Consider the following 26163-nt stretch of genomic DNA (forward strand, 5'->3'; position numbering starts at 1 on the left):
ATACATGAAAAAACTCAAAAAACACTGGAAGAAAATCTTGCTTGGTCTGTCAAGTCTGCTTATCATTGTTGCAGGGCTTGGCTACTGGCAAATCCGCCGCATGGGGCAAGTCACTGTGCCCGAATTTGTAGAAATCGCAGACAATACCTACGCCATCGCTGAAGGCATGAATCAATCTGGTATTTATCTCCTGGTCGGAGAAGAAGACGCGATTTTGATTGATACGGGTAACGGTCTATCTGACTTACCAGCAGGTATCAAGGAAATCACTGACCTACCTGTCACCGTCATCAACACCCATGGGCATTACGACCATACCCGTGGCAACCATTACTTTGAGACGGTCTATCAGTCTGAAAAAGACGCCCAGGTCTATGCGGAGTATAACACGGTTGAAAAAGTAAAAGAGAAGATGGATGAGATCTCGCCCCTGATCCAACTCCTACTGTCAGCTGAAAATGAAACCATCTACAATACTCCCATCAAGGAAGATGTCCTGGCTTTGCCTGAAAGTGGCAGCTTCGACTTTGCCGGACGCAACCTTGAAATCATTGAGCTACCAGGCCACACGCCAGGCTCTATCGGCTTGATTGACGATGCGACCAAGTCAGTCTTTGTCGGCGATGCGCTGACAAAGGGTGGCTTTCTCCTAGGCCTCGAGGAAAGCCTCTCCCCTGAAACCCAGAAAGAAACCCTCCTCAAACTCAAAGAACTCTTTGAGAGCGGACGGGTCACTGCAGCCTACGGCGGCCATGTCAATACTGCTATGACCCTGGAAGACGTGGAAAAAGGCCTGACCATCGTCAACAAAATCATCGACGGCGACTTGACCGACGAGGAAAAGGAGTCTGGCCGCATTTCCTACCAAGGGATGGAAGTGACCTTCAAGACGGAGTAGCTCCAGAAGAAGAACCAGCTAGTGATGCTGGTTCTTTGTTGTTATGGTATACTGGCTGTATAGATTATTGAGCTTGAAAGGAACCCCCACATTGTCTTACAAATTCTTACTTTTCGACCTTGACCATACCCTGCTTGATTTTGATGCCGCAGAGGATATTGCGCTTGATATGCTGCTGGCAGATGAGGGAGTTAAGGAGATTTCGGCCTATAAAAACTACTACATCCCCATGAACAAGCAGCTATGGCGTGATTTGGAAGCTAAAAAGCTGACTAAGCAGGAGCTGGTGGACACCCGCTTTCAGCGGCTTTTTGCTCATTTTGGACATGAGGTGGATGGCAAGTATTTTGCCTCAAGATATCAGTATTTCCTCAGTCAGCAAGGCCAGACCTATAAGGGGGCGGCCCAGCTGCTCGATGATTTGAGGCAGTCAGGTTATCAGATTTATGCGGCGACAAATGGGATTGCCAAAATTCAACAGGGGCGTTTGGCGCATTCAGATATAGAAGCTTATTTTACCAAGGTTTTTATTTCGGAGCTGGCAGGAACCCAAAAACCAGACCCAGCCTTTTTTGACTATGTGGCCGGTCAAATTGCTTATTTTCAAAAAAATAGCAGTTTGATGATAGGCGACAGTCTTAGTGCCGATATTGCCGGTGGTAACAGGGCGGGTCTTGATACCCTCTGGTATAATCCTCAAAGGCTGTCCAATGACAGCTCTGTCAGACCGCTTTATGAAGCGGCTTCTTATCAGGAAATCCGCACCTTACTGCAGGTGTCAAAGTAAGCTAAGGCTTGCTTTTTTTGGTAAAATAACATTATGAACCAACTGATTGAACATAAATTAGCCTTGCTGCCCAATAGTCCGGGCTGCTACCTTCATAAAGATAAACATGGAACGATTATTTATGTCGGTAAGGCCAAAAACTTAAAAAACCGTGTCCGCTCTTATTTTCGAGGCAGTCACGATACGAAAACGGAAATGCTGGTTTCCGAAATTGTGGATTTTGAGTTCATTGTGACCGAATCCAATATTGAGGCACTGTTGCTGGAAATTAACCTTATTCAGGAAAATAAGCCCAAGTATAATATCCGGCTCAAAGATGATTCTTCTTACCCCTTCATCAAGATTACACATGAAAGATACCCGCGTCTATTGATTACGCGCCAGGTGAAAAAAGACAAGGGACATTATTTTGGTCCCTATCCCAATGCCGGTGCTGCCAATGAGATTAAAAAACTGTTAGACCGTATTTTTCCTTTTAAAAAATGCACCAATCCGCCTGAAAAAGTTTGTTTTTACTACCACTTGGGACAATGTTCAGCCCATACCGTCTGCCATACAGACAAGGCCTACTATGATCAGATGATTGAGGATGTGAAAAATTTTCTCAATGGCCACGATGATAAAATTGTCAATCAGCTAAAAGAAAAAATGCAGGCTATGGCAGAAGAGATGGAGTATGAAAGAGCGGCAGAATATCGTGATCTAATCAGTGCTATCGGTCTCTTGCGGACAAAACAGCGGGTCATGGCCCAAGATATGATGGATCGGGATATTTTTGGCTATTATGTGGACAAGGGCTGGATGTGTGTCCAGGTTTTCTTTGTGCGGCAGGGCAAACTCATCCAGCGGGCGGTCAATCTTTTTCCTTATTATAATGAGCCAGAAGAGGATTTTTTGACTTATCTGGGACAGTTTTACCATGACAGTAAAAACTTGATTCCCAAGGAAATTTTTATTCCAGAAACCATTGATGAGGAACTAGTAAAAGCCTTGGTAAACAGTAAGGTTATCAAGCCTAAGAAGGGTGAGAAGAAGCAGCTGGTCAATCTTGCGACAAAGAATGCCCGAGTCAGTCTCCAGCAAAAGTTTGATTTATTGGAGAAAGATATCCAAAAAACGCAAGGAGCTGTTGAAAACCTAGGAGAACTCATGGGGATTGCTACTCCGGTTCGGATTGAGGCATTTGACAATTCCAACATCATGGGAACTAGCCCTGTATCGGCCATGGTCGTCTTTGAAAATGGCAAGCCCAATAAAAAAGAATACCGCAAGTATAAGATAAAGACTGTAACAGGTCCGGATGACTACGCTTCAATGCGAGAGGTCATTCGTAGGCGCTATTCACGTGTCAAGCGTGAGGAACTCACACCGCCAGATTTGATTATCATTGATGGCGGTCAGGGTCAGGTGAATGTTGCTAAAGACGTTATTGAAAAAGAATTGGGGCTGAGCATTCCTGTGGCGGGGCTTCAGAAAAATGATCGACACCAGACTCAGGAGCTCCTTTTTGGAGATCCCTTGCAGGTGGTCGATCTTCCGAGAAATTCTCAAGAATTTTTCCTCCTGCACCGTATCCAAGATGAGGTGCACCGATTTGCCATTACCTTTCATAGACAGTTGCGTTCTAAAAATTCCTTCTCCTCTAAACTGGATGGTATCGAAGGACTGGGTCCTAAGCGCAAGCAAAAACTGATGCGACACTTCAAGAGCCTGACCAAAATTCAGTCAGCAAGTCTTGAAGACCTCCTTGCAGCCGGTCTGCCCCAAAAAGTGGCAGAGAATGTTCAGAGGTATTTGACTTCAGAGACTGAAACACGGTCTGAATCTTGAACTGACTAAAGGAAACCGATGAGCAGGTTTCCTTTTTTTGATAGAAGCATGCTAAGTTTAGTGCAGTTGGGGCGGCAGTCACTGTAACTTGGTTATAAACCACTTTCAAGCTGTTAGAGGTGTGTTATAATCAAGACGTTATGAAATTAAAGATGATAAAAGATAGTACTTATGAGGAGACTGAGGTTATTTTAAAATATGCTAAAAAAGATGACCTTGTTCAGAGGATTGTGACATTTTTAGAAAGTGCAGATAAGCAGATAGACTGTTTTGATGACCGGAAAGAGCAGATTAAAGTCAATATCTCAGATATTTACTATATTGAAAGTATTGACAAGAAGACCTTTGTTTATTTAGCGGATGCTGTTTATCAGACTGACTGGCGACTTTATCAGTTGTTGGCTGACTTACAGAGCAATGGTTTTGTCCAAGTTAGCAAGGCTTGCTTGCTCAATATTGGTAGTTTGGAGAAAATCCGACCGCTTTTTAACAGTCGTATGGAAGCGACCTTATTGAACGGTGAAAAAGTCATTGTTAATCGCCGTTATTTAGATGCTGTTAAATCTGCTTTAAGAGGTGAGGAAAAATGAAAAAAATCTTGACAAATATTTTTGCGACGACAGGCTTTTCTCTGATTTTGCTGGCCGTTATTGCAGTTTTTTTCGGGGTGCAGTGGCTTCTTCTGATAACCCTTTTTCAGGTATTGTTGGCGAATGTTTTAATTCACCTAAGTCTTTTCATCAGGCAAAAGTGGGAGCTGCAGTCTGTTTTTTTAGCAGCAGTGACTGATATAGTGATTATTAATGGGATTGTTTTTTTATTAAGCGCCGTCTTTTCTTGGAATGTAGGGAATTGGGTCTTGCTGTTGATTGGCTTGATGGTGTATCTTATATCTTGTCTTTTGGATCTTTTTTACCTCAATCAGGAAGCACATGAGATAAATCTCCTGATTCGAAGACGCCACCGCTAAGCAGAGAACATAGGGATTAACCGGTCTTTATCAGCTATCTCCGGATATTAAAAAGAGGAGGAATTCAGATGACTATTTTGATTATTGGTCTAGGAACTATTGGAACAACTTATGCTTACTTATTTAAGAAGTCTGGATATGAGGTGGAGCATTATATCAGAAAAGATAGCCCAAAATCGTCTATCAAAGAGGTTCAAGTCAGCCTTCTGGACGGCAGAAAAAACAAACAGGGTGAAGAAAGTCATGATATTTATAAGGTTAAAAAGCAATCAGCAACAAGGTATGACTTTATTTTTATCAGTGTGCCTTCTGGTGAAATTGAACAGGTTATTGAGACACTTGATGAAGAAGGGATATTTGGAACACTTGTCCTAGCTTGCGGTATTTGGGAAGATCGCTCTTATCTTGATAGATTGTTGCAGGGGCGGGATTATATTTTGGCTTATCCTGTTGCTGGTGGCAATATGCTTGATCATCGGCTAAATTGCTGTGTTTTTGATCATTTTATGCTGGAAAAAGAGGTAAATACAGCTATTCCTAACTATCAGGAGTTGGTTCAGTTATTTACGGATTGTCAGATTCGTCTGGAGCAGCCTTATGATATGCTGGAATGGATATGGCTGCATATGGGAATTAATGCAGGGGTTATCTCTGTGATAGGGAGACATAGGGAGAGTGGTGACACCACGGCTGTGTCAGCAGAGCGGCTGATGACCTCTAGTCAATATTTGAAAGAAGCTGTTCAAACCATTCGTGAGACCACCAAAATAACGGCAGCTCGTGGTGTCCGTTTAGGTGATTATCGCAGTGAGTTTTTTGCCTATCAACTGCCAACCTTTATTTCAGTACCTCTTATGAAGCGACTGTTTGCTAAAAACCGTCTGACACGTCAAATTATGACTTTACACAGTAATCTAAATGACTTGTTCTTTGTTTGTAACAGTTTTTATGATTATGGAAAGGCCGATCAAGTAGCAGCACCTGTTTTTTATAAGGCTTATGAAGAAGCATTAAAGAAAAGATGACCGATACCTCGTTAGCGGCCATCTTTTTGCTTGTGTGTTCAAGAAAGTGCTATTACTTCTCAGCAAATCCCAGTAAGTAGACTGAATTTATGGTAAAATAATAGGGAAAAAACTTTTTAGAAAGGGAATCCTATGAAATTCCTAGAACTCAATAAAAAACGCCATGCCACAAAACAATTCAACGCTAAAAAGGTTGATTATCAGGATGTTAGGACGGCTATCGAAATTGCTCAGCTAGCTCCGAGTGCCCACAATATGCAGCCTTGGAAGTTTGTCGCTGTAGAAGAGAAAAAGCAAAGCTCTTGAGGGCCAATAAGGAGACAGTTATGCTAACAAATATCTTTGATCAGCCAATTGGAGAACCAGTGCTTGATTTTGTGCCCGGTCAGTTGCCAGACATTGAACAGCTCGTAGGAATTTATACCATTGTTGAACCTCTGAATGTGGACAGACATTTTGAGGATGCTTATACTTTTTATGGTCCTGACAGTCCCAAAGAACAATGGACTTATCTGTCGATTGACCGTTTTGAAAATAAAGAAGATTTTAGGACCTATTTTGAAGGAATGGCTGATTCCAAGGATCCTTACTACTTGGCCATCTTGGATAAGGAGAGTCACAAGGTAATAGGAACATTTTCTCTCATGCGAATAGATCCCAAAAACCGTGTAGTGGAAATGGGCTGGGTTCTTTACGGTCCGGAACTAAAACACTCACGAGTGGCAACTGAGGCCCAGTACTTGGTCATGCGCTATGTGTTTGACGAACTGCATTACCGCCGCTATGAATGGAAGTGCGACAGCCTTAATGCGCCTTCTAATCAGGCGGCTAAGCGTCTGGGATTTACTTTTGAAGGCACCTTTCGGCGAGCAGCAGTCTATAAAAACCGCAGCCGCGATACCAATTGGTATTCCATGCTGGAAGAAGAATACCAAGCCATGAAAGCTAAGTTTGACAACTGGCTGGATCCGGCAAATTTTGATGATCAAGGCTATCAAATCCACCCTTTGAACACAGACTATTAATCTTGTATGGTCTCAAATTCTGAGACTGACTGCTGGGATAAATCAGAGAAAAGAAATTTCAAACCATTTAAGGAAGAAGTGTGAGGTTTACTTTGGAAAAGTTTTCAGTATGTTTTTTCCTGTTTTTATGATAAACTTAAGAGCAGTTTTTGGAAATATGATTTTAAAGGACACCTGTTTTTACAATTATGTCTCAGTACAGGAGGGAATTGAATGATGAAAACAAACGATAAAGTCAAACAAAATCAAATCATGACAGATTGCTATAATCTTTTGCTTAATCCAGATATCTATTCAGAAGAACGTGAGTTATTGTTAGAATATAAACAGAAAGTGGAAGCTGGACGTGATTTTTCAAGACAATCTTACCGTCTCTGTCGGGATTTACAGCGCTTGTCGTTGAGATATTTTCAGGAAAAGAAGAAATTATCGCTGCCTGTTAAGGCTTTCTATGACTCTCTTAACGATTTAGAGAGAGCAGAATTGAGAAACAATGAAATTGCCAAAGGCATTATTGCGGCCTCTGCCACTTGGCTATAAATCAAAAAGCAGATTTCTAGTCTGCTTTTTTACTGCCCTAGGTTTCCCTATTTATTTTTTAGAAGATACTGAAAAAGCTGAAAACCGTTTCAAAAAGTGGTAAAATATAAAAGTAACTATTACCCTATTAGAAGGAATGTCCATATATGAAATTTTTAGAATTAAATAAAAAACGCCATGCAACGAAGCACTTTAATGATAAGGCAGTTGATTTTAAAGATATCAGAACAGCGATTGAGATTGCCCAATTAGCTCCCAGCGCTCATAATATCCAGCCTTGGAAGTTTGTCATTGTTAAAGATAAAAAGGCTGCCTTGGCTGAAGATTTGCCTGCTTTAAACAAAGCTCAGGTTGAAGGTGCACAGTATGTCATTGCTTTATTTACCGATACTGATTTGATTCAGCGTGCTCGCAAAATTGCGCGCATTGGCAGTAAGAATCTTCCTGATGATATGATTGGGTATTTCATGGAAACTTTGCCAGCTCGTTTTGCGACTTTTGATGAAAAAACTAAAGGTGAATACTTGGCTTTAAATGCAGGTCTTGTAGCCATGAATCTGGTTTTAGCTTTAACAGACCAAGGATTGGCCTCTAACATCATTCTAGGCTTTGATAAAGCCAAGGCGAATGATGTTCTTGGCATTGACCCACGCTTTCGACCAGAAGTCTTAGTGACCATCGGTTATTCTGATGATAAATTGGAACCGTCTTACCGTCTGCCGGTAGATGAAATTATCGAACGTCGTTGATGGTGACTTAGAGGAGAAAATAGGAAATGACGATTAATTTTAAAGCAGAAGTCGATAAGCGACGGGATGAGTTGATGAAAGACCTCTTCAGTCTATTAGAAATCAATTCAGAACGTGATGATAGTCAGGCCGATGCCCAGCATCCATTTGGTCCGGGACCAGTAAAGGCTTTGGAGCATTTTTTAGCCATGGCAGAGCGAGATGGTTACACAACTGAAAATATTGACAATTATGCAGGGCATTTTGAATATGGTCAGGGAGATGAAGTTCTGGGGATTTTTGCACATTTGGATGTGGTGCCTGCTGGCAGCGGTTGGCGTACGGATCCCTACAAGCCTGAAGTGATTGACGGTCAGCTGTATGCGCGTGGTTCAAGTGATGATAAAGGACCGACCATGGCCTGCTATTATGGCTTGAAAATCATCAAAGACTTAGGTCTGCCTGTTTCTAAAAAGGTGCGTTTTGTGGTCGGGACAGACGAAGAATCTGGTTGGGCTGACATGGACTATTATTTCCAACATGCAGGGGTCAAAGCACCTGACTTTGGCTTTTCACCAGATGCTGAATTCCCGATTATCAATGGTGAAAAAGGAAATATCACAGAGTATCTCCATTTTGCCGGCACTAATGCGGGTGCTGTCCAGCTCCGCTGTTTTGAAGGCGGACTTCGGGAAAATATGGTTCCGGAGTCAGCAGCGGCAGTCCTTGCTGGCAACATTGACCAACAAGAACTTGAGGATGCATTAAGTCTCTTTTTAGACGCTCATCCTCAAGTTTCAGGTTCTGTTGAGGCTCAGACAAAAGGAATCAGGGTGGAAATCATTGGTAAGTCTGCCCATGGTTCGACACCTCAAGAAGGTATCAACGGCGCTACTTATCTAGCGAAGTTTCTGATAGATTTTGATATTCAAGGAGATGCCAGAGCTTTCTTAGAGGTAACGGCTGACCTCCTTCATGACGATTTTCAAGGTCAAAAACTTGGCGTGGCTTATCACGATGACCGTATGGGAGAGCTAACAATGAATGCCGGCGTCTTTCAGTTTAAAGAAGGAGCTGAGGACAATACAATAGCTCTTAATTTCCGTTACCCGCAAGGCACAAATCCAGAAACCATCCAAAAGGTTTTGGAGAAACTAGCTGGGGTTACTCGAGTAAGTCTGGCTGAGCATGGGCATACACCGCACTATGTTCCCATGGATGACCCATTGGTAGAAACTCTTTTGTCGGTCTATGAGAAGCATACTGGCCTAAAAGGCTACGAGCAGGTTATTGGAGGCGGAACCTTCGGCCGTCTTCTTAAGCGAGGTGTTGCTTTTGGTGCCATGTTCCCCGACTATGAGAATACCATGCATCAGGCAAACGAGCATACGGATGTTGAGGATCTTTATAGGGCAGCAGCTATTTATGCTGAGGCTATCTATGAATTGATTAAATAGAGTCTGTGAGAGTTAAAGACAATAGACTATGATCTTACCCTTAAGGCACAGTCTATTTTTCAAAAGGAGGAGCTATGGTTAATTTAGACCAGATTAAACAGCAGATCATGGCAGATCCGCAGAATAAAAGCTATACTGATCAAGGCATAGAGCCTCTATTTGCTGCCCCTTCAGCTGCTCGAATCAATATCGTAGGCCAGGCGCCGGGCATTCGGGCTGAGCAGACAAGATTGTACTGGAACGACCCTTCAGGAGATAATTTGAGAAAATGGTTGGGTATTGACAGAGAGACCTTCTATCAGTCTGACAAAATTGCGGTGATTCCTATGGATTTTTACTACCCTGGTACAGGCAGATCAGGTGATTTACCTCCACGTAAAGGATTTGCAGAAAAATGGCATCCGCTAATTCTCAGCAAACTGCCGAAACTTGAATTGACTTTGCTTATTGGCAGTTATGCTCAGCGGTATTACCTGAAGCAAAGTGCATCGGTCACATTGACAGAGACAGTCAGACATTATCAAGACTTTCTGCCAGACTTCTTTCCCCTCGTCCACCCTTCCCCGAGAAACAATCTATGGCAGGCCAAAAACCCTTGGTTTCTAGAGGAAGTGGTGCCCCAATTGCAAGAACGAGTGAAACGTATTTTAGACAACTAAAAAACCAAGCAAAGCTTGGTTTTTTGTCATTTTTCGAAAACGTTTTCTTTATTATAGCATAGAGGTGAAAAAGAAACCTTACAATGGTTGATAATCTTACTTACCTAAACAAAATTGGCTGAAAAGTTGGGTAATGAGTTCATCTGGCGCCGCATCGCCGGTGATTTCACCAAGGATTTCCCAGGTTCTGGTCATATCTACTTGCAGCAAGTCTACTGGCATCCCAAGTTCTAAGCCTTGATTAACCGCCTGAAGACTTTCCAGAGCTTTCTCAATCAGAGAAATATGCCGTGTGTTAGAGAGGTAGGTAGCATCTTGTTCAATTATTCCGGCATTGTCAAAGAAGAGTTGGTTAATACGATCTTCAATGAGATCAATGTTTTCATTCTTTAAGACCGATATCGGGATAGCATCCTGCGGAAGCTGATCCCTTTCAATTTTCTCCGGAAGATCCGTTTTGTTCAGAAGTACAATGCGATTGCTATTTTGACTAATCTCCAGCAGACTTCTGTCTTGCTTGGTTAGTTTTTCAGACGCATTGAGGACAAGGAGAACCAAATCAGCTTCTTCCAAAGCTTTTTTAGAGCGCTCGATACCGATTTTTTCAACGACATCATCTGTTTCACGAATACCGGCGGTGTCCACTAATTTAAGGGGGACACCCTTGATATTAACGTATTCTTCGATGACATCACGGGTTGTTCCTGCAATGTCAGTCACAATGGCTTTCTCTTCCCTTAACAAGTTATTAAGCAGGCTTGATTTGCCGACGTTAGGCCGTCCAATGATAGCTGTTGACAGGCCTTCTCTTAAAATCTTCCCTCGGCGGGCTGTTCGTAACAGGTTGGTCAGCAAGTCCTCAAACTCCTTCGTCTTTTCACGCAGGAGAGCCGTGGTCATTTCTTCCACATCGTCATACTCAGGGTAGTCGATATTGACTTCAACCTGTGCCAATGTATTGAGGATTTCCTGTCGGGTCTTATTAATGAGGTTGGAGAGAGAGCCGTCCAGCTGCTGGACAGCAAGCGCCATGGCCTTGTCGGTTTTAGCACGGATTAAATCCATGACAGCCTCTGCCTGAGCAAGGTCAACCCGTCCATTAAGAAAGGCACGCTTGGTAAATTCTCCTGGTTCAGCCATTCGAGCCCCTGAACGGATAACCAGCTGCAGAATTTCATTGGTTACAGCAAGACCGCCGTGTGTGTTAATCTCAACCACATCTTCTCGCGTAAAGGTCTTGGGTGCTCGCATTAGAGAAACCATGACTTCATCGATAACCTGTCCATTTTCCACAATATGGCCATAGTTGATCGTATGAGAAGCTGCCTGCTCCAGATTTTTGCCTTTAAAAAGTTTTTGAATAATCGCTAGCGCGTCTGAGCCGGAGATACGGATAATACCGATTGCTCCCTCTCCCATGGGAGTAGCGATAGCTGCAATGGTGTCAAAGTCGCTTGTAATAGTCATAGCTTTATTGTAACCCAATTAAGACCAAGGTGCAAGAATCCGAGTTACCGATAAGAACACACATTTCTTTGAACAAGTATGCGATTTCATGCTATAATAAGGGTGACTTTATTAGAGGTGAGGAAGGTAAATGGAGGCTTTAAAAAAGCAGGCGGGGATTAAGGCGGCAGAGTTTGTTCAGGATGGTATGATCGTCGGTCTTGGGACAGGTTCGACAGCCTATTACTTTGTGGAAGAAATCGGTCGCCGCATCAAGGAAGAGGGGCTCTCGATTACTGGGGTGACGACCTCCAGTCAAACCACCAAACAAGCTCTCGGATTGGGCATTCCGCTGAAGTCCATTGACGATGTGGATGGTGTTGACGTGACCGTTGATGGTGCCGATGAAGTAGACCCTAATTTTAATGGTATTAAAGGTGGTGGCGGCGCTCTTTTGATGGAGAAAGTCGTCGGCATGGCGACCAAAGATTATATTTGGGTGGTTGATGAGTCTAAGTTAGTAGACCCTCTAGGTTCCTTTAAGTTACCAGTCGAGGTTGTGCAGTATGGCTCAGAACGGCTTTTTAGACTTTTCTCTGATAAGGGCTATAAACCCAGTTTTCGGGAAAAGGATGGTCTGCGCTTTGTGACGGATATGCAAAATTTTATTATTGATTTAGACTTAGGTACTATCCCTGACCCTGAGAAGCTAGCTGATGAATTGGATCATCAAGTTGGTGTCGTCGAACATGGTCTTTTTAATGGTATGGTTGACAAGGTCATTGTAGCCGGCCAGTCAGGGATTCAAATTTTAAAAGCAAGTAAATAAAATATGACAGCAGGTTGGACAGCCTGCTATCTTAGACTAGGAGAAATTTATGTCTAGATTTAATCGTATTCATTTGGTAGTGCTGGATTCTGTCGGAATCGGTGCGGCACCAGATGCCAATGACTTTGTCAATGCTGCAGTACCAGATGGGGCCTCAGATACCCTGGGTCACATCTCAAAAACAGTAGGTCTTGAAGTTCCAAACATGGCCAAGCTGGGTCTGGGAAATATCCCCCGGGAAGTCCCCCTCAAAACCGTTCCTGCAGAGGCCAATCCAACAGGTTATGCAACCAAGCTAGAGGAAGTTTCACTGGGCAAGGATACCATGACCGGCCACTGGGAAATCATGGGCCTCAACATTACAGAGCCTTTCGATACCTTCTGGGACGGTTTCCCAGAAGAGATTTTGACCAAAATCGAAGAATTTTCAGGTCGTAAAATCATCCGCGAAGCCAATAAGCCGTACTCAGGAACTGCTGTCATTGATGACTTTGGCCCTCGCCAAATGGAAACCGGTGAGCTGATTGTCTACACATCCGCAGATCCTGTCTTGCAGATTGCGGCCCACGAAGATGTGATTCCACTGGATGAACTCTACCGTATCTGTGAATATGCCCGTTCCATTACCTTGGAGCGCCCAGCTCTTCTTGGTCGTATCATCGCCCGCCCTTATGTGGGTGAACCAGGTAACTTCTCACGGACTGCCAATCGTCATGACTATGCTGTGTCGCCATTTGAGGATAACGTCCTTAATAAACTGGCAGAAGCAGGTGTGCCAACCTATTCCGTTGGTAAGATCAGTGACATCTTCAACGGTTCAGGCATCACCAATGACATGGGTCATACCAAGTCCAACATGCACGGTGTAGATGTCTTGTTGGAAACCATCAAACTGCCAGAATTTGAAAAAGGTTTCTCCTTCACCAACCTAGTGGATTTTGATGCTGTTTATGGCCACCGCCGCAACCCAGCCGGTTACCGGGATTGTTTACAGGAGTTTGACGCTCGCCTGCCTGAAATTCTGGCAGCCATGAAGGAAGACGATTTGCTCCTCATCACTGCTGACCATGGCAATGACCCAACCTATGCCGGAACAGACCACACTCGTGAATATGTGCCTCTCTTGGCTTACAGCCCATCCTTCAAGGGGCATGGGACTCTTCCAGTCGGTCACTTTTCCGATATTTCAGCCACCATCGCTGAAAACTTCGGAGTAGACAAGGCCATGATTGGGGAATCATTCCTACAGAGTTTGGTATAGACATGGAAAAACTGAGAGTGTATTTCAACCCTGCTTGCAGCAAATGTAAGAAATTACAAGTACTGCTAGCCGGAAAAGACCTGGAAGTTGACTGGGTCAATTATCTGGAAAATCCCCTTTCGAAACCAGACATAGAGCGACTTCTGGCTAAAATGGGTGCCCAGCCTTCTGCCCTAATCAGACTGTCACCAGAAGAGCAGTCCCAATTCTCCGAAGAAGACCTGCTTCAGATGATGGTTGACAATCCAGCCTTGCTCAACAGACCTATTGTTGAAAGAAAAGGTGCAGCTTTTCTCTGCCGACCATTAGAAATTATCCAAGAAAAAATGCCCGACTATGACTGGTCAGAGTATTTGTAAGAAGAAAAAATGTTAAAAGAAAGGAATGTTTGGTTTATTATCTAACTGAACACGCCCTACGAGCTGAGCAAAATAGAAGGTTCCTGTAAGTATTCTCCAGCGAAATCCCAATTTTTGCTTTGCTTGACGGGTTTGGTATCTTAATTTTATGTCACTATTAGAAAAAATTATTGAAACAAAAGACTTTTTGGTCGAAAAAGGGTTGACAGAACCTGAGTTTGGTCTGATTCTAGGATCTGGCCTGGGTGAACTGGCAGAAGAAGTGGAAAATGCCATTGTCATCGACTATGCCGATATTCCAAACTGGGGCCAATCAACCGTTGTTGGCCATGCCGGAAAGCTGGTTTATGGAGACTTGGCAGGACGCAAGGTCTTGGCTCTTCAAGGACGTTTCCACTTCTATGAAGGAAATCCAATGAAAGTCGTAACCTTCCCAGTTCGTGTCATGAAGGCTTTGGGCTGTCAAGGTGTCATTGTCACCAACGCTGCGGGTGGTATCGGCTACGGTCCAGGTACCCTGATGGCTATTACAGACCACATCAATCTGACTGGTCAAAATCCGCTGATTGGTGAAAACTTGGACGAATTTGGCCCTCGTTTCCCAGATATGTCCAATGCCTATACCAAGGCATACCGTGAAAAAGCTCATGCTATTGCTGAAAAAATGGGCATCAAGCTGGATGACGGTGTCTATCTGGGTGTGACAGGTCCGACCTATGAAACTCCTGCTGAAATCCGTGCCTTCCAAACCATGGGAGCCCACGCTGTTGGGATGTCAACCGTGCCAGAAGTCATTGTAGCAGCCCATTCAGGCCTCAAGGTCTTGGGTATTTCAGCCATTACCAACTTTGCTGCCGGTTTCCAATCCGAACTCAACCACGAAGAAGTGGTCGAAGTCACCCAACAAATCAAGGGCAACTTCAAGGGCCTTATTAAGGCTATTTTGGCCGAATTATAAGGAGTCAGGATGAAGGTTCATTTTCTTATTCACGAAACATTTGAGGCACCCGGTGCTTATTTAGCTTGGGCAGCGATGAAAGGCTACGACATCAGTATGACAAAAGTCTATCGGTATGAACAGCTGCCTCAGGTATCTGATTTTGATATGTTGATTGTGATGGGAGGACCTCAAAATCCAGCTTCTACTAAGGAGGAATTTCCATACTATGATGCTGATGCAGAAATCAGTTTGATTCGAAAGGCAGTGGCAGAAGGAAAGTATGTTGTTGGTGTTTGTCTTGGTTCCCAGTTAATTGGCCAAGCCATGGGCGCTCAATTTGAAGCCAGCCCTTATCCAGAAATTGGGAATTTCCCAATCTACCTGACAGAAGAAGGCAGTCAAGACCCTTTATTAGCAGATATGGCGGATGGGATGGTGGTCGGTCACTGGCATAGAGATATGCCGGGTTTGACCAGTCAAGCGATTGTATTAGCAACTTCCAAAGGCTGTCCACGCCAAATAGTCAAGTATGCGGACAAGGTTTACGCCTTCCAATGCCATCTGGAATTTTCAAAGGACTTGGTGAAGGCCTTGCTAGCCCATGAAGTCAACTATGATCAACAAGTGCAGGAAGAGCCCTACTGTCAGCCTGCTCGGGAAATTCTCGACTATGACTATTCGACGATGAATCAAGGCTTATGGTTGTTTTTGACGCGTCTTGTTGAAAATACCTAAAGGAAGTATTCCGAAGAAAAGCATGTATTCATTAAACTCACGCCGTATTTCTCTGCAAAAATGCGGTCTCAGTCCGCATTATATCTAACTAAAAACAGAATAGTTGTCGCCCTAATTGCAGGGAGGCTTATTCTGAAAATACAGAAAGGAATAGGGTAGCTTATAGAGTGTAACTACATATAAGCTAAGGACTGGTACAAAATGATAATGGTTGTTGAAAATGAAGGTTTTTGAGCAACTTCTTAATTTTGTCCGATTCCTTTTAATGCCCTTTATATCTTAATTATGTCAATCCATATTTCCGCTAAACCTGGCGACATCGCCGATAAAATTTTGCTTCCAGGTGATCCCTTACGTGCAAAATTTATTGCAGAAAATTTCCTAGAAGATGCTGTCTGCTTCAATGAAGTCCGCAACATGTTTGGTTACACTGGTACCTACAAAGGTCACCGTGTTTCTGTCATGGGTACAGGTATGGGCATGCCATCCATCTCCATCTATGCCCATGAACTGATTACCGAATACGATGTAAAAAAACTCATCCGTGTCGGAACTGCTGGCTCTCTCAACAAGGATGTTCATGTCCGCGAACTGGTTTTGGCTCAGGCTGCGGCTACCAACTCTAAGATAATCAACATCGACTGGCCAGAATACGATTTGCCACAGATTGCCGACTTTGACCTTTTAGACAAGGCCTACCATATCGCCAAAGACCTGAACCTGACAACTCACGTTGGAAATGTCTTATCATCAGACAGTTTTTATTCTCCAAAACTCTTCAGCCGTAACTTGGAATTGGGGCAATTGGGCGTAAAAGCAGTGGAGATGGAAGCAGCTGCCCTTTATTATCTGGGAGCTAAGTTTGGCGTTCAAACTCTGGCCATCATGACTATCTCTGATAGTTTGGTCAACCCAGAAGAAGATACGACAGCAGAAGAGCGTCAAAATACCTTCACCGATATGATGAAGGTGGGCTTAGAAACCCTGATTGCAGATTAAGGATGACAGATCAAACAACAATAGACATCCTTTTGGATGTCTATGCCTATCACCACAGTTTCACGATTGCCAAGACCCAGCCGGATTTTCCTCCGGACAAGCTCTTTTTACTAGAATTGCTGAAGGAACGTCGTGAACTCAATGTTGATTTCTTATTTGCGAATAGAGCCAAAATCCAAAGATTGGAAGAAAAGTATGGGATTGTTTTAATCTGCAACCCCTACGAAGAAGAATTACTGGCCAATTATATTCTGGATTTAGAAACAAAGGTTCGAAATGACACGATTATTGACTTTGTCAGAAGTGTCAGTCCGATACTCTATCGGCTTTTTATGCGTCTTCTAATCAGTCAAATACCTGACCTACTTGACTATATCCACGATACCAAGAATGACCAGTATGATACTTGGAAATTTGAGCGGATGCATCAGTCTGAGAATAGCTTTGTGCAGCAATTTGTTTCTCAGAAGAGAGATAGTCGTCTGACCTCACGGAGTTTGGTTGAGTTCATTTTGCTGACGGACTTGTCTGATGAGATTAAGGCGACGGTTCAGAGTTTACGTCAGTTTGAAAAAAATGTGCGCAACCCTTTGGCTCACCTGATAAAAGCTTTTGATGAGGAAGAACTTTATCGGACGACAGGCTTCTCCTCGCAAGTATTTCTGGAGCAGATTATCAACTTAGCCAGAATGACAGGAGTTGTCTACGATGTGGATACTTTCTACTTTGATCAAGTCAATGCTATACTGAAAGCAAACTAAGGCAGAGGAATTTCCTCTGCCTTAGTTTTTGGTTTGAAATCAGACTCACTTATCAAATTTAACTTCTTCTAAAAGATAGTCAATGAATTTTTCTCCCATCTTAGAGAGGTTGGCTTTTTCGTGTTTGAGGTAGACAATATCAATCACATCATCAACATCAAGCGGAATAGAGACGATATTGTCTCCGTTTAAGTTGCTGTTGAGAATCCCAGTCGCGATAGTGTAGCCATCTAGACCGATAAGCAGATTAAAGAGAGTTGCACGGTCTGAAACCACGATGGATTTCTTATGATGGATCTGCGACATGATTTCCTCAGAAAAATAGAAGGAATTATGAATCCCCTGATCATAGCTGAGATAGGGAAAATCTTCCAAGTCGCTAAGCGCAACACTTTTTTTATGAGCCAGGGGGTTGGACTTGCTGACAAAGATATGGGGATGTGCTTTAAAAAGACTGGTGTAGGTCAGGTGATTGTCGTCAAACATCTTGGTTAAGACATCACGGTTATAAGAATTCAGAAAGAGAACCCCAATTTCTGAGCGGAAGTTTTTGACATCATCAATGATTTCCCAAGTTCTCGTTTCCCGAAGGAAGAGTTCGTAGCGGGTCATGTCGGTTTCTTTTAAAAGGCTGACAAACGCATTGACAACAAAGGCGTAGTGCTGGGCGGAAACACTAAATAGTTCTCTGGTAGCATTCTGACTCTTGTAACGTTCTTCCAATAGAGCAGTCTGTTCCACAACCTGACGGGCATAGGAAAGAAATTCCACACCATCCTTGGTCAAGGTAATTCCCTTAGGGTTTCGGATGAAAATCTCAATCCCCATTTCCCGTTCCAAATCACGAACGGCATTGGAAAGGCTGGGCTGGGTGATAAAGAGTTGTTTGGCAGCTTCATTCATACTGCCGGTTTCTACGATTTTAATAATATAATGTAATTGCTGAATTCTCATAGGTCTATTGTACCACAAAACCTCTATCTAGAGCGAATGGAGGAATCCGACGGACTTTTAGAAGAAAAGTTGACATTTTGTCATAATCAAGCTATAATGGGTAAAATCAATAAACCTTTAATGTAGTCCAGAGAGGCTGTCAAGGTGAATCACGTGTAAAAGGAAGACCTTTTGTCTTGCCCACTTTTTGTGCAACCTTGCCTGCTGGCGAGGTTTTTTTCATAGAAAGGCACTTATGATTCTAAAAGAAGAGATGACTGTTATCAGTCAGCGTCAGCTTGCTCCTAGCATTTTTGAAATGGTACTGTCAGGTCAGATGGTTCAAGAAATGAAAGCTGGTCAGTTTCTTCATATCCGTATTCCAGATAATAGTATGCTGCTGCGCCGGCCGATTTCGATTTGTCGAATTGATAAAGAACTTGGACAGGCTGTGATTGTTTATCGAATTGAAGGAAAGGGAACAGCTGTCTTAGCCCAGCTGGAGGCGGGCAGTCAGTTAGACTGTATGGGACCTCAGGGAAATGGTTTTGACTTGTCTGGACTTAAGGCTGGTCAGAGAGCTCTCCTCATTGGCGGTGGAATTGGTGTTCCTCCCCTCCTTGAATTGGCTAAAGCCTTAGCGGAAAAAAATGTCCAGACGGAGGTTATTATGGGCTTTGCGACTAGGGATGCTGTCATTTTAGAAGAAGAGATGCGCCCTTATGCCAAAGTCAGTGTGACGACAGATGACGGTTCTTACGGACAGGCGGGGACTGTATCTGTCCTAGTCGACCAGTTGACTGATGCGCCTGATGCTGTCTATGCCTGCGGAGCTCCAGGGATGCTCAGGTATATCGATCGTCGGTTTGCTCAGCATCCAAAGGCTTTTCTGTCTTTGGAAGCACGGATGGCCTGTGGCATGGGAGCCTGCTATGCCTGTGTTGTCCACCCTAAGGGAGCTGATGAGAGCAGCAGCCAACGAGTTTGCGAAGAAGGCCCTGTTTTTGCGGCTGGAAGCCTAGAATTATGAGGTGCCTATGACTGAGAATCGATTAGGTGTTACTTTGCCTGGCTTAGATCTGAAAAATCCTATTATGCCAGCTTCTGGCTGCTTTGGATTTGGACAGGAATATGCCAACTACTATGACTTGAATGAACTAGGGGCCATTATGATTAAGGCTACTACTCGGAGTCCTCGTTTTGGCAATCCAACTCCGCGTGTTGCGGAAACGCCTGCCGGCATGCTTAATGCCATTGGCTTACAAAATCCGGGCTTGGCTGCTGTTGTTGCTGAGAAACTTCCCTGGCTTGCGGAGCATTTTCCAGATTTGCCTATTATAGCTAATGTTGCCGGTTTTTCAAATGATGAATACGCAGAAGTCTCACATGAGGTATCATGTGCTGCTAATGTCAAAGCTATTGAGCTCAATATTTCATGCCCCAATGTTGATCACGGCAAGGAGGGGCTCTTGATTGGCCAGGTGCCAGAGCTTGCTTATGCAGCGGTGAAAGCAAGTGTCAGTCACTCAGATGTACCGGTCTATGTCAAACTAACGCCAAGTGTGACGGACATTACCAGTATCGTTAAGGCTGTTGAAGACGCTGGGGCAGCGGGGATTACCATGATTAATACCTTGGTAGGGATGCGCTTTGACCTGAAAACACGTCGTCCGATTATTGCCAACGGTACTGGCGGCATGAGCGGACCCGCTATTTTTCCGGTTGCTCTTAAGCTCATCCACCAAGTAGCCCAGATGACCAAGCTGCCTATTATTGGGATGGGGGGTGTTGATTCAGCACAGGCCGCACTCGAGATGATGCTGGCAGGTGCTTCGGCTGTTGCTGTTGGGACGGCCAATTTCACAGATCCCTTTGCCTGCCCAAAAATCATCGCGGATCTCCCTAAAGTTATGACTACTTACGGTATTGAAACACTTGAACAATTCAGAAAGGAAAACCAAAATGTCTGAAAAACGTCCGATTATTGCCTTAGATTTTCCGTCTTTTGAGGAACTGAAAACCTTTCTTGCTCGTTTCCCAAAGGGCGAACAACTCTATGTTAAAATTGGTATGGAGCTTTATTATGCGGAAGGGCCGGAGATTGTCCGCTATGTGAAGAGTCTCGGGCATTCTGTCTTTCTTGATTTGAAATTACATGATATTCCCAATACAGTCAAATCAGCCATGAAGGTTCTGGCGAAACTAGGCGTTGATATGACCAATGTTCACGCAGCCGGCGGCGTCGAAATGATGCGGGCGGCGCGTGAAGGTTTGGGACAAGGCCCTCAACTGATTGCGGTGACGCAGTTAACATCAACCTCTGAAGAACAAATGCATACGGACCAAAATATCCAAGGCAGCCTGACGGCGTCAGTTGTTCATTATGCCCGGAAAGCTCAGGAGGCAGGCTTGGATGGCGTCGTTTGTTCTGCCCAGGAGGCAGAGCTGATTAAATCAGCCACTGCCGATAGCTTTGCCTGCCTGACACCGGGGATTCGTCCAAAGGGCGCTGCTGTCGGCGACCAAAAACGCGTTATGACCCCTTCGCAGGCCAAGGCAGCGGGCAGTGATTATATTGTGGTTGGACGGCCTATTACACAGGCAGCCAACCCACTTGACGCCTATCGGGCGATCTATGAAGAATGGAACCGCTAATGACAGGCAAACTATATCGCGCTGAAATTGACCGGCCGATTGGTTATGTGGATGACTTTGGAAATGTCTATCCCGTCAATTATGGATTTATCCCAGACATCATAGCCGGAGATGGCGAACCTCAAGATGTCTACATTATCTCCAAACACGTCAACCAACCGCTTGATTATTTCAAGGGAGAATTAGCTGCCATTATTCATCGAGCAGATGATGTTGAAGACAAATGGGTTTTAACCGTTGCTGGTGAAAAACTTGACCGAGAGACGATTAAAGAACAAACTGACTTTTTAGAATCATACTTTGATTCCAAGATTGAGCTATTATAAAGGAGAGAATATGACTTTAGCCACACAAATTGCATCTGATTTACTAGATATTAAGGCTGTTTACCTGAAACCATCCGACCCCTTCACCTGGGCATCTGGAATCAAGTCCCCTATTTATACGGATAATCGTATTACCCTTTCCTATCCAGAAACACGTACTCTGATTGAAAATGGTTTTGTGGACACCATCAAGGAAGTCTTTCCTGAAGTCGAAGTGATTGCAGGGACAGCGACAGCTGGGATCCCTCATGGGGCGATTATTGCAGATAAGATGAACCTGCCATTTGCTTATATCCGCAGCAAACCAAAGGATCATGGTGCTGGCAATCAGATTGAAGGCCGTGTGATTAAGGGGCAAAAAATGGTTGTGATTGAGGACCTTATTTCAACTGGTGGTTCTGTTCTCGAAGCTGTTGCGGCAGCCGAAAAAGAAGGCGCTCAGGTTCTCGGCGTTGCGGCAATCTTTACTTATGAATTGCCTAAAGCAACTGAAAATTTTGATAAAGCGGGCGTTAAACTGGTAACATTGTCCAATTATTCCGAACTGATCAAGGTAGCTAAAGTTCAAGGCTATATTGATGCCGACGGCTTGACCCTCCTCAAAAAATTCAAAGCAAACCAAGAAACATGGCAGGAATGAAAAAGATAAAGAGGCTAAGGAAGGGACCTTAACCTCTCTTTTTCTATTAACTAAGGAGATATTAATTAGATGACATTTACAAAGCGTCAGCTCTTAGATTGGCTGCTTGGGGTGACAGGAGCGGAGGAAGCTTATCCCTTTACTCGTGAGAAAAGCAGGTACACACCTGTTATCCGGCATAGGCACAATCAAAAAATGCTGGCTTTGGTCACCGAAAAAGATGGGAAACTCCTCCTCAATCTCAAACTTAAATCAGAACAGGTGGCGATTATGCTGGACACTAAGGGAGTGATTCCAGCCTACCACATGAACAAGAAACACTGGCTAACAGTGTTGGTTGTTAATGAGACAGAATTGACAGAGAATGAGTTGAAAAGTATGGTGCTGGAGAGCAGTCGATTGACACAGGACCACTAGCTAAGGTATAGGAACTCAAGAAAGGAGTACAGATGTTATTTTCAGATGCGACAGCTATGAGTGAGGCTGTCCGAAATCGTGAGATGTCAGCAGAGGAGCTTGTGCAAGAGACGATTGCTAAGATTGAAAACCTAGACCCGTCTTTGAATGCTTTAACCAGCAAGCGTTATGAAAAAGCCTTGCAAGAGGCGAAAGAACGAGATTTTTCAGGAAAACCTTTTGCAGGCGTTCCGTTATTGCTTAAGGATTTGGGTCAGAATCAGGCGGGAGAGCCTTCAACGGGAGGTTCCCGTCTGTTAACTTCGTATCGTTCCGGGCAGACGGATAACTACGTCCAAAGGCTTGAAGACTTAGGCTTTATTATCCTTGGGAGGACGAATACACCAGAGTTTGGCTTTAAAAATATTTCGGATGCTGAGCTTCACGGTGCGGTCAATCTGCCGGATGACCTGACGCGCAATGCCGGCGGTTCAAGCGGGGGTGCAGCTGCAGCCGTCAGTTCTGGTATGCTGCCTTTGGCTGCCGCCAGTGACGGAGGCGGCTCTATTCGTATCCCAGCTGCTTTCAATGGATTAGTGGGTTTGAAGCCGACACGAGGCCGCATTCCTGTTGGTCCAGAGTCCTTTAGGGGCTGGCAGGGAGCGTCCATCAAATTTGCTCTGACCCGAACGATGCGTGATACCAGACGTTTACTCTATCACTTACAGACCTGCCAGCTGGAAAGCCCCTTTATTTTACCGAAACTCTCCAGACAGAATCTCGAAAGCCCTCTGCCAAAATCCTTAAGAATAGCAGTTCAGCTGAATTCTCCGGTTGGAGGTCGGGTATCAGAAGAAGCTCAGACAAGTGTCTTAGAAGCTGCTCGTTTCTTAGAGGGGCAAGGGTACGAGATCCACCTGTTAGACAGACCGCCGCTTGATGGCGTGGATGCCATGCAGTCATACTATTTAATGAATGCTACCGAGACGGCTGCCATGTTTGATCATCTTGAGGAGATGCTAGGACGTCCAATGATGCTTGATGATATGGAACTGATGAGTTGGGCGCTTTTCAGGAGCGGTCAGACCATTCCTGCCAAGCTCTATTCAAAAGTTTTATCAGCTTGGGATACCTACAGTCATCATATGGCTGTTTTTCACCAGACCTATGATCTCTTACTGACGCCGACAACAGCAGAAGTAGCGCCAAAGCACGGTCAATTTGCCTTGTCAGAAAATCTGAAAAACAAACTGGCAAACATCGATGCGTTTCCAATGCAGGAACAGCAGGAGTTGATTTGGGAGATGTTTTCGGATAGTCTGGACTGGACACCTTTTACTCAGCAGGCTAATTTAACAGGTCAGCCTGCCATCAGTCTGCCGACAGGCCGGACAGCGCAGGGCTTAGCATTGGGAATCCACTTTACAGCGGCCAAAGGTCGGGAAGACTTACTGTTGGCTGTCGGCCAGCTGTTTGAAGAATCAGGGCGCTTTGTTTGATAAGAAGATCACAAGTAAAACCTTTGCAAGTTTTGCCAGACTGTTATAAAATTTTTCAGTAAACCCTTTCAGGTTTGCAAAAGAAAAGTTGATAAAGGATGATATCCATGTTAAAGAAAATGAGAACACTTGCGATTTTGGGTTTAGCCGGTCTGACATTGGCAGCCTGTGGAAACAGCCAAAATAGCAAAACAAATTGGGAAAAAATCAAAGAAGCTGGAACCTTAAAGGTTGCGACACCAGGAACGCTCTACCCGACATCTTATTACGACGATAACAAAAAGCTCGTCGGCTATGAAATTGATATGATGAATGAAATTGGCAAACGTCTGGATCTCAAGATTGACTATCAGGAAATCGGGGTCGCAGAAGCCTTTACTGCTGTCGACAGTGGTAAGGTCGATGTTTCGGTCAATAACTTTGATACGACCAAAGAACGGTTAAAGAAATACAATTTCTCCATCCCTTATCAATATTCAGTTGGCGGTATGATTGTGCGTGCAGATGGTTCGTCAGATATTTCTGCCAAAGATCTTTCTGACTGGAAAGGGAAAAAAGCTGGCGGCGGTGCGGGCACCCAGTACATGAAAATTGCCGAAAAGCAGGGAGCGGAGCCTGTTATCTACGATAATGTGACGAATGATGTTTATCTGAGAGACGTCTCCACAGGTCGTACAGACTTTATTCCGAACGATTACTATACGCAGGTAGTTGCTGTTAAATACATCACCAAACAATATCCAGATATTAAGGTCAAGATGGGAGATGTCAAGTATAATCCAACAGAGCAGGGGATTGTGATGAGTAAGTCAGACAAGAGCCTGAAAAAACAACTGGACAAGGTCATTAAGGAAATGAAAGCAGATGGTACGCTGAAGAAGATTTCGGAAAAATATTATGGGGGTCAAGATCTAACCAAGCCTGAATCAGGCACAGAAGATCTTCCAGTAATTGACGTTTCAGATATCAAATAAAGCTTGACAAAAGAGCGGCGAGGGGACTCGCTCTCTCTTTTCATAAAGAGGAGGTTTTATGACAATCAACTGGCAGGCTGTTTTCAACCCCGGTCTAGCTTTAGAGGCAATTCCAATCATTCTTGAAGGCTTGCCATATACACTGGCCCTTTCCTTAATCGGATTTGTGCTGGGGACTTTCTTTGGTTTCTTTGTGGCCCTTTGCCGGATGTCCAGGCTGACAATCTTACGCTGGTTGGCCATGATTCATGTTTCTCTGATGCGCGGTATTCCGCTCATGGTCTTGCTGTTTTTCATCTATTTTGGTCTGCCTTTTATGGGGATTCAACTTGATGCTATTGTAGCGACCATTATTGCTTTCACTTTTATGTCAAGTGCCTATATTTCTGAAATTATCCGTTCTTCCTTACAGGCAGTAGACAAGGGGCAGTGGGAAGCGGCACGATCTCTGGGGCTCAGAACCAGCCTTATTTACCGTAAAATTATTATTCCCCAAGCGGTTCGGATTGCTGTACCCCCTTTAAGCAATGTTTTGCTGGATATGGTAAAAAGTACCGCTCTGACAGCTATGATTACTGTTCCCGAAATGTTTAACAAGGCTAAAATTGTAGGCGGAGCTAAGTCGGACTATATGACGGTCTATATTCTGGTTGCTTTGATGTATTGGGTGATTTGTACCTTATATGCCATTTTACAGGCACGTCTTGAAGAAAGATTGACCTATTCCTCACATTAAAAAACGAACAAGCCATCTTGAACTAGCTGCTTAAGATGGCTTTCTTATTTTTCTATGGTAAAATAAAGAGGAATAGAGTAAAAGATAAGGAGTGGATGATGGAACATTCGGCTTGGCATGACTTAATCAAAAAAGAGTTGCCTCAAGGCTACTTTGCCCAGATTAATCAGTTCATGAATGAGGTTTATGACAAAGGAGTCATCTATCCTCCCAGAGAAAAGGTCTTTAATGCTATTCAGACGACCCCTCTGGAGGACGTTAAGGTCGTGATTATCGGACAGGATCCCTATCATGGTCCCAATCAAGCGCAAGGTTTATCTTTTTCGGTACCTGCGGAAGTGCCGGCGCCTCCATCTTTGCAGAATATCTTAAAAGAACTATCTGAGGATATCGGTGATAAAAGAAGCCACGATTTAACCTCCTGGGCAGAACAAGGAGTATTGCTTCTCAATGCCAGTCTGACTGTTCCAGAGCACCAAGCCAATGCCCATGCAGGCGGTATTTGGGAGCCCTTTACGGATGCCATTATCAAGGTGGTTAACCAAAAGACCACCCCTGTTGTCTTTATTCTCTGGGGTGGGTTTGCTCGAAAGAAAAAAAGTTTGATTACCAATCCGATTCACCATGTTATTGAATCGGCCCATCCTAGTCCGCTTTCAGCCTATCGCGGCTTCTTTGGCAGCAAACCATTTTCCAAAACGAATCACTTTTTAGCAGAGCAGGGCTTAGAACCTGTTGATTGGTTAAGATAAAGG

At 44.1% G+C, this 26163-nt stretch carries 30 protein-coding genes and 1 pseudogene; 29 read left to right on the forward strand and 2 right to left on the reverse strand.

What is annotated here, in order from left to right; translation table 11 throughout:
- The first annotated feature begins 4 nt into the window (after positions 1-4).
- The 12 genes and pseudogenes from A3GY_RS0101610 (at position 5) to A3GY_RS0101670 (ending at position 9919) form a co-directional block, all read left to right on the forward strand.
- Positions 5-898 carry an MBL fold metallo-hydrolase gene (locus A3GY_RS0101610; protein ID WP_018029650.1) on the forward strand — a complete coding sequence of 298 codons (894 nt, stop codon included), beginning with the start codon at positions 5-7 and terminating at the stop codon, positions 896-898.
- Between the two features lie 91 nt (positions 899-989).
- Positions 990-1685: a pyrimidine 5'-nucleotidase PynA gene (gene pynA / locus A3GY_RS0101615; RefSeq protein WP_018029651.1), complete on the forward strand. Its 696-nt coding sequence runs from the start codon at positions 990-992 to the stop codon at positions 1683-1685.
- A gap of 33 nt (positions 1686-1718) precedes the next feature.
- Positions 1719-3515 carry an excinuclease ABC subunit UvrC gene (gene uvrC, locus A3GY_RS0101620; protein WP_018029652.1) on the forward strand — a complete coding sequence of 599 codons (1797 nt, stop codon included), beginning with the start codon at positions 1719-1721 and terminating at the stop codon, positions 3513-3515.
- A gap of 140 nt (positions 3516-3655) precedes the next feature.
- Positions 3656-4105 (forward strand): LytTR family DNA-binding domain-containing protein, encoded by a 450-nt coding sequence (locus tag A3GY_RS0101625; protein ID WP_040803632.1) that lies wholly within the window; start codon positions 3656-3658, stop codon positions 4103-4105.
- Positions 4102-4485, forward strand: coding sequence for a hypothetical protein (locus A3GY_RS0101630; RefSeq protein WP_018029654.1), 384 nt, complete (start codon positions 4102-4104; stop codon positions 4483-4485). Before A3GY_RS0101625 ends, A3GY_RS0101630 begins: the two co-directional genes overlap by 4 nt.
- A gap of 68 nt (positions 4486-4553) precedes the next feature.
- A complete protein-coding gene (locus A3GY_RS0101635; RefSeq protein ID WP_018029655.1) occupies positions 4554-5510 on the forward strand; it encodes a ketopantoate reductase family protein in 957 nt (318 codons plus the stop codon).
- Between the two features lie 132 nt (positions 5511-5642).
- A pseudogene (locus A3GY_RS0101640) lies at positions 5643-5804 on the forward strand (nitroreductase family protein); the annotation flags it as partial.
- A 32-nt stretch (positions 5805-5836) separates the two neighbouring features.
- The gene (locus A3GY_RS0101645; RefSeq protein ID WP_018029657.1) at positions 5837-6535 is read left to right on the forward strand and encodes a GNAT family N-acetyltransferase; all 699 of its coding nucleotides are present in this window, start codon (positions 5837-5839) and stop codon (positions 6533-6535) included.
- Between the two features lie 213 nt (positions 6536-6748).
- Positions 6749-7075, forward strand: a complete 327-nt coding sequence (locus A3GY_RS0101655; RefSeq protein ID WP_018029659.1) for a bacteriocin immunity family protein — start codon at positions 6749-6751, stop codon at positions 7073-7075.
- A gap of 146 nt (positions 7076-7221) precedes the next feature.
- The gene (locus tag A3GY_RS0101660) at positions 7222-7824 is read left to right on the forward strand and encodes a nitroreductase family protein (protein ID WP_018029660.1); all 603 of its coding nucleotides are present in this window, start codon (positions 7222-7224) and stop codon (positions 7822-7824) included.
- A gap of 74 nt (positions 7825-7898) precedes the next feature.
- Complete coding sequence (pepV, locus tag A3GY_RS0101665; protein WP_408641236.1) at positions 7899-9260, forward strand: dipeptidase PepV; 1362 nt, start codon at positions 7899-7901, stop codon at positions 9258-9260.
- A 74-nt stretch (positions 9261-9334) separates the two neighbouring features.
- Positions 9335-9919 carry a uracil-DNA glycosylase family protein gene (locus A3GY_RS0101670; RefSeq protein ID WP_018029662.1) on the forward strand — a complete coding sequence of 195 codons (585 nt, stop codon included), beginning with the start codon at positions 9335-9337 and terminating at the stop codon, positions 9917-9919.
- Between the two features lie 96 nt (positions 9920-10015).
- On the opposite strand, the gene mnmE is transcribed toward A3GY_RS0101670, so the two are convergent.
- Positions 10016-11386: a tRNA uridine-5-carboxymethylaminomethyl(34) synthesis GTPase MnmE gene (gene mnmE, locus A3GY_RS0101675; RefSeq protein ID WP_018029663.1), complete on the reverse strand. Its 1371-nt coding sequence runs from the start codon at positions 11384-11386 to the stop codon at positions 10016-10018.
- A 130-nt stretch (positions 11387-11516) separates the two neighbouring features.
- On the opposite strand from mnmE, the gene rpiA reads away from it, so the two are divergent.
- The 7 genes from rpiA to A3GY_RS0101710 all read left to right on the forward strand — a co-directional run bounded on the left by rpiA (position 11517) and on the right by A3GY_RS0101710 (position 17249).
- A complete protein-coding gene (gene rpiA / locus A3GY_RS0101680; RefSeq protein ID WP_018029664.1) occupies positions 11517-12194 on the forward strand; it encodes a ribose-5-phosphate isomerase RpiA in 678 nt (225 codons plus the stop codon).
- Between the two features lie 49 nt (positions 12195-12243).
- Positions 12244-13455 (forward strand): phosphopentomutase, encoded by a 1212-nt coding sequence (locus A3GY_RS0101685; protein WP_018029665.1) that lies wholly within the window; start codon positions 12244-12246, stop codon positions 13453-13455.
- A 2-nt stretch (positions 13456-13457) separates the two neighbouring features.
- Positions 13458-13814: an ArsC/Spx/MgsR family protein gene (locus A3GY_RS0101690; protein WP_026161873.1), complete on the forward strand. Its 357-nt coding sequence runs from the start codon at positions 13458-13460 to the stop codon at positions 13812-13814.
- A gap of 148 nt (positions 13815-13962) precedes the next feature.
- A complete protein-coding gene (locus A3GY_RS0101695) occupies positions 13963-14772 on the forward strand; it encodes a purine-nucleoside phosphorylase (protein ID WP_018029667.1) in 810 nt (269 codons plus the stop codon).
- A 9-nt stretch (positions 14773-14781) separates the two neighbouring features.
- A complete protein-coding gene (locus A3GY_RS0101700; protein WP_018029668.1) occupies positions 14782-15489 on the forward strand; it encodes a glutamine amidotransferase-related protein in 708 nt (235 codons plus the stop codon).
- A gap of 285 nt (positions 15490-15774) precedes the next feature.
- On the forward strand, positions 15775-16488 hold the full coding sequence (deoD, locus tag A3GY_RS0101705; protein WP_026161874.1) for a purine-nucleoside phosphorylase: 714 nt from the start codon (positions 15775-15777) through the stop codon (positions 16486-16488).
- A gap of 2 nt (positions 16489-16490) precedes the next feature.
- Positions 16491-17249: a hypothetical protein gene (locus A3GY_RS0101710; protein WP_018029670.1), complete on the forward strand. Its 759-nt coding sequence runs from the start codon at positions 16491-16493 to the stop codon at positions 17247-17249.
- 45 nt (positions 17250-17294) lie between these two features.
- Here the strand turns inward: A3GY_RS0101710 and A3GY_RS0101715 are convergent, their stop codons facing one another.
- Positions 17295-18203, reverse strand: a complete 909-nt coding sequence (locus A3GY_RS0101715; RefSeq protein WP_018029671.1) for a LysR family transcriptional regulator — start codon at positions 18201-18203, stop codon at positions 17295-17297.
- Positions 18204-18438: 235 nt separating this feature from the next.
- Here A3GY_RS0101715 and A3GY_RS0101720 point away from each other — a divergent pair, with 235 nt between their 5' ends.
- The 10 genes from A3GY_RS0101720 (at position 18439) to A3GY_RS0101765 (ending at position 26160) form a co-directional block, all read left to right on the forward strand.
- On the forward strand, positions 18439-19212 hold the full coding sequence (locus tag A3GY_RS0101720; protein ID WP_018029672.1) for a dihydroorotate dehydrogenase electron transfer subunit: 774 nt from the start codon (positions 18439-18441) through the stop codon (positions 19210-19212).
- 7 nt (positions 19213-19219) lie between these two features.
- Positions 19220-20152, forward strand: coding sequence for a dihydroorotate dehydrogenase (locus A3GY_RS0101725; RefSeq protein WP_018029673.1), 933 nt, complete (start codon positions 19220-19222; stop codon positions 20150-20152).
- Positions 20145-20837 carry an orotidine-5'-phosphate decarboxylase gene (pyrF, locus tag A3GY_RS0101730; RefSeq protein ID WP_018029674.1) on the forward strand — a complete coding sequence of 231 codons (693 nt, stop codon included), beginning with the start codon at positions 20145-20147 and terminating at the stop codon, positions 20835-20837. Before A3GY_RS0101725 ends, pyrF begins: the two co-directional genes overlap by 8 nt.
- Positions 20837-21163: an inorganic diphosphatase gene (locus A3GY_RS0101735; protein ID WP_018029675.1), complete on the forward strand. Its 327-nt coding sequence runs from the start codon at positions 20837-20839 to the stop codon at positions 21161-21163. Before pyrF ends, A3GY_RS0101735 begins: the two co-directional genes overlap by 1 nt.
- A gap of 10 nt (positions 21164-21173) precedes the next feature.
- The gene (pyrE, locus tag A3GY_RS0101740; protein WP_018029676.1) at positions 21174-21803 is read left to right on the forward strand and encodes an orotate phosphoribosyltransferase; all 630 of its coding nucleotides are present in this window, start codon (positions 21174-21176) and stop codon (positions 21801-21803) included.
- Between the two features lie 69 nt (positions 21804-21872).
- Entirely contained in the window at positions 21873-22220 is a 348-nt protein-coding gene (locus A3GY_RS0101745) for an MmcQ/YjbR family DNA-binding protein (RefSeq protein WP_018029677.1), read from the forward strand.
- Between the two features lie 32 nt (positions 22221-22252).
- On the forward strand, positions 22253-23698 hold the full coding sequence (locus tag A3GY_RS0101750) for an amidase (protein ID WP_018029678.1): 1446 nt from the start codon (positions 22253-22255) through the stop codon (positions 23696-23698).
- A gap of 107 nt (positions 23699-23805) precedes the next feature.
- A complete protein-coding gene (locus tag A3GY_RS0101755; RefSeq protein ID WP_018029679.1) occupies positions 23806-24672 on the forward strand; it encodes a transporter substrate-binding domain-containing protein in 867 nt (288 codons plus the stop codon).
- 58 nt (positions 24673-24730) lie between these two features.
- Complete coding sequence (locus A3GY_RS0101760; RefSeq protein WP_018029680.1) at positions 24731-25408, forward strand: amino acid ABC transporter permease; 678 nt, start codon at positions 24731-24733, stop codon at positions 25406-25408.
- A 98-nt stretch (positions 25409-25506) separates the two neighbouring features.
- Positions 25507-26160: a uracil-DNA glycosylase gene (locus tag A3GY_RS0101765; RefSeq protein WP_018029681.1), complete on the forward strand. Its 654-nt coding sequence runs from the start codon at positions 25507-25509 to the stop codon at positions 26158-26160.
- The last annotated feature ends 3 nt before the right edge of the window (positions 26161-26163 follow it).

Origin of the sequence: Streptococcus ferus DSM 20646 (assembly GCF_000372425.1) — a bacterium.
GTDB lineage: Bacteria > Bacillota > Bacilli > Lactobacillales > Streptococcaceae > Streptococcus > Streptococcus ferus.

What these genes read in the sequence shown, in the direction of transcription:
- A3GY_RS0101610 (WP_018029650.1), top strand. Translation starts at nt 5, where the DNA reads ATGAAAAAACTCAAAAAACACTGGAAGAAAATCTTGCTTGGTCTGTCA.
- uvrC (WP_018029652.1), top strand. Translation starts at nt 1,719, where the DNA reads ATGAACCAACTGATTGAACATAAATTAGCCTTGCTGCCCAATAGTCCG.
- A3GY_RS0101625 (WP_040803632.1), top strand. Translation starts at nt 3,656, where the DNA reads ATGAAATTAAAGATGATAAAAGATAGTACTTATGAGGAGACTGAGGTT.
- A3GY_RS0101630 (WP_018029654.1), top strand. Translation starts at nt 4,102, where the DNA reads ATGAAAAAAATCTTGACAAATATTTTTGCGACGACAGGCTTTTCTCTG.
- A3GY_RS0101635 (WP_018029655.1), top strand. Translation starts at nt 4,554, where the DNA reads ATGACTATTTTGATTATTGGTCTAGGAACTATTGGAACAACTTATGCT.
- A3GY_RS0101645 (WP_018029657.1), top strand. Translation starts at nt 5,837, where the DNA reads ATGCTAACAAATATCTTTGATCAGCCAATTGGAGAACCAGTGCTTGAT.
- A3GY_RS0101655 (WP_018029659.1), top strand. Translation starts at nt 6,749, where the DNA reads ATGATGAAAACAAACGATAAAGTCAAACAAAATCAAATCATGACAGAT.
- A3GY_RS0101660 (WP_018029660.1), top strand. Translation starts at nt 7,222, where the DNA reads ATGAAATTTTTAGAATTAAATAAAAAACGCCATGCAACGAAGCACTTT.
- pepV (WP_408641236.1), top strand. Translation starts at nt 7,899, where the DNA reads ATGAAAGACCTCTTCAGTCTATTAGAAATCAATTCAGAACGTGATGAT.
- A3GY_RS0101670 (WP_018029662.1), top strand. Translation starts at nt 9,335, where the DNA reads ATGGTTAATTTAGACCAGATTAAACAGCAGATCATGGCAGATCCGCAG.
- mnmE (WP_018029663.1), bottom strand. Translation starts at nt 11,386, where the DNA reads ATGACTATTACAAGCGACTTTGACACCATTGCAGCTATCGCTACTCCC.
- rpiA (WP_018029664.1), top strand. Translation starts at nt 11,517, where the DNA reads ATGGAGGCTTTAAAAAAGCAGGCGGGGATTAAGGCGGCAGAGTTTGTT.
- A3GY_RS0101685 (WP_018029665.1), top strand. Translation starts at nt 12,244, where the DNA reads ATGTCTAGATTTAATCGTATTCATTTGGTAGTGCTGGATTCTGTCGGA.
- A3GY_RS0101690 (WP_026161873.1), top strand. Translation starts at nt 13,458, where the DNA reads ATGGAAAAACTGAGAGTGTATTTCAACCCTGCTTGCAGCAAATGTAAG.
- A3GY_RS0101695 (WP_018029667.1), top strand. Translation starts at nt 13,963, where the DNA reads ATGTCACTATTAGAAAAAATTATTGAAACAAAAGACTTTTTGGTCGAA.
- A3GY_RS0101700 (WP_018029668.1), top strand. Translation starts at nt 14,782, where the DNA reads ATGAAGGTTCATTTTCTTATTCACGAAACATTTGAGGCACCCGGTGCT.
- deoD (WP_026161874.1), top strand. Translation starts at nt 15,775, where the DNA reads ATGTCAATCCATATTTCCGCTAAACCTGGCGACATCGCCGATAAAATT.
- A3GY_RS0101710 (WP_018029670.1), top strand. Translation starts at nt 16,491, where the DNA reads ATGACAGATCAAACAACAATAGACATCCTTTTGGATGTCTATGCCTAT.
- A3GY_RS0101715 (WP_018029671.1), bottom strand. Translation starts at nt 18,203, where the DNA reads ATGAGAATTCAGCAATTACATTATATTATTAAAATCGTAGAAACCGGC.
- A3GY_RS0101720 (WP_018029672.1), top strand. Translation starts at nt 18,439, where the DNA reads ATGATTCTAAAAGAAGAGATGACTGTTATCAGTCAGCGTCAGCTTGCT.
- A3GY_RS0101725 (WP_018029673.1), top strand. Translation starts at nt 19,220, where the DNA reads ATGACTGAGAATCGATTAGGTGTTACTTTGCCTGGCTTAGATCTGAAA.
- pyrF (WP_018029674.1), top strand. Translation starts at nt 20,145, where the DNA reads ATGTCTGAAAAACGTCCGATTATTGCCTTAGATTTTCCGTCTTTTGAG.
- A3GY_RS0101735 (WP_018029675.1), top strand. Translation starts at nt 20,837, where the DNA reads ATGACAGGCAAACTATATCGCGCTGAAATTGACCGGCCGATTGGTTAT.
- pyrE (WP_018029676.1), top strand. Translation starts at nt 21,174, where the DNA reads ATGACTTTAGCCACACAAATTGCATCTGATTTACTAGATATTAAGGCT.
- A3GY_RS0101745 (WP_018029677.1), top strand. Translation starts at nt 21,873, where the DNA reads ATGACATTTACAAAGCGTCAGCTCTTAGATTGGCTGCTTGGGGTGACA.
- A3GY_RS0101750 (WP_018029678.1), top strand. Translation starts at nt 22,253, where the DNA reads ATGTTATTTTCAGATGCGACAGCTATGAGTGAGGCTGTCCGAAATCGT.
- A3GY_RS0101755 (WP_018029679.1), top strand. Translation starts at nt 23,806, where the DNA reads ATGTTAAAGAAAATGAGAACACTTGCGATTTTGGGTTTAGCCGGTCTG.
- A3GY_RS0101760 (WP_018029680.1), top strand. Translation starts at nt 24,731, where the DNA reads ATGACAATCAACTGGCAGGCTGTTTTCAACCCCGGTCTAGCTTTAGAG.
- A3GY_RS0101765 (WP_018029681.1), top strand. Translation starts at nt 25,507, where the DNA reads ATGGAACATTCGGCTTGGCATGACTTAATCAAAAAAGAGTTGCCTCAA.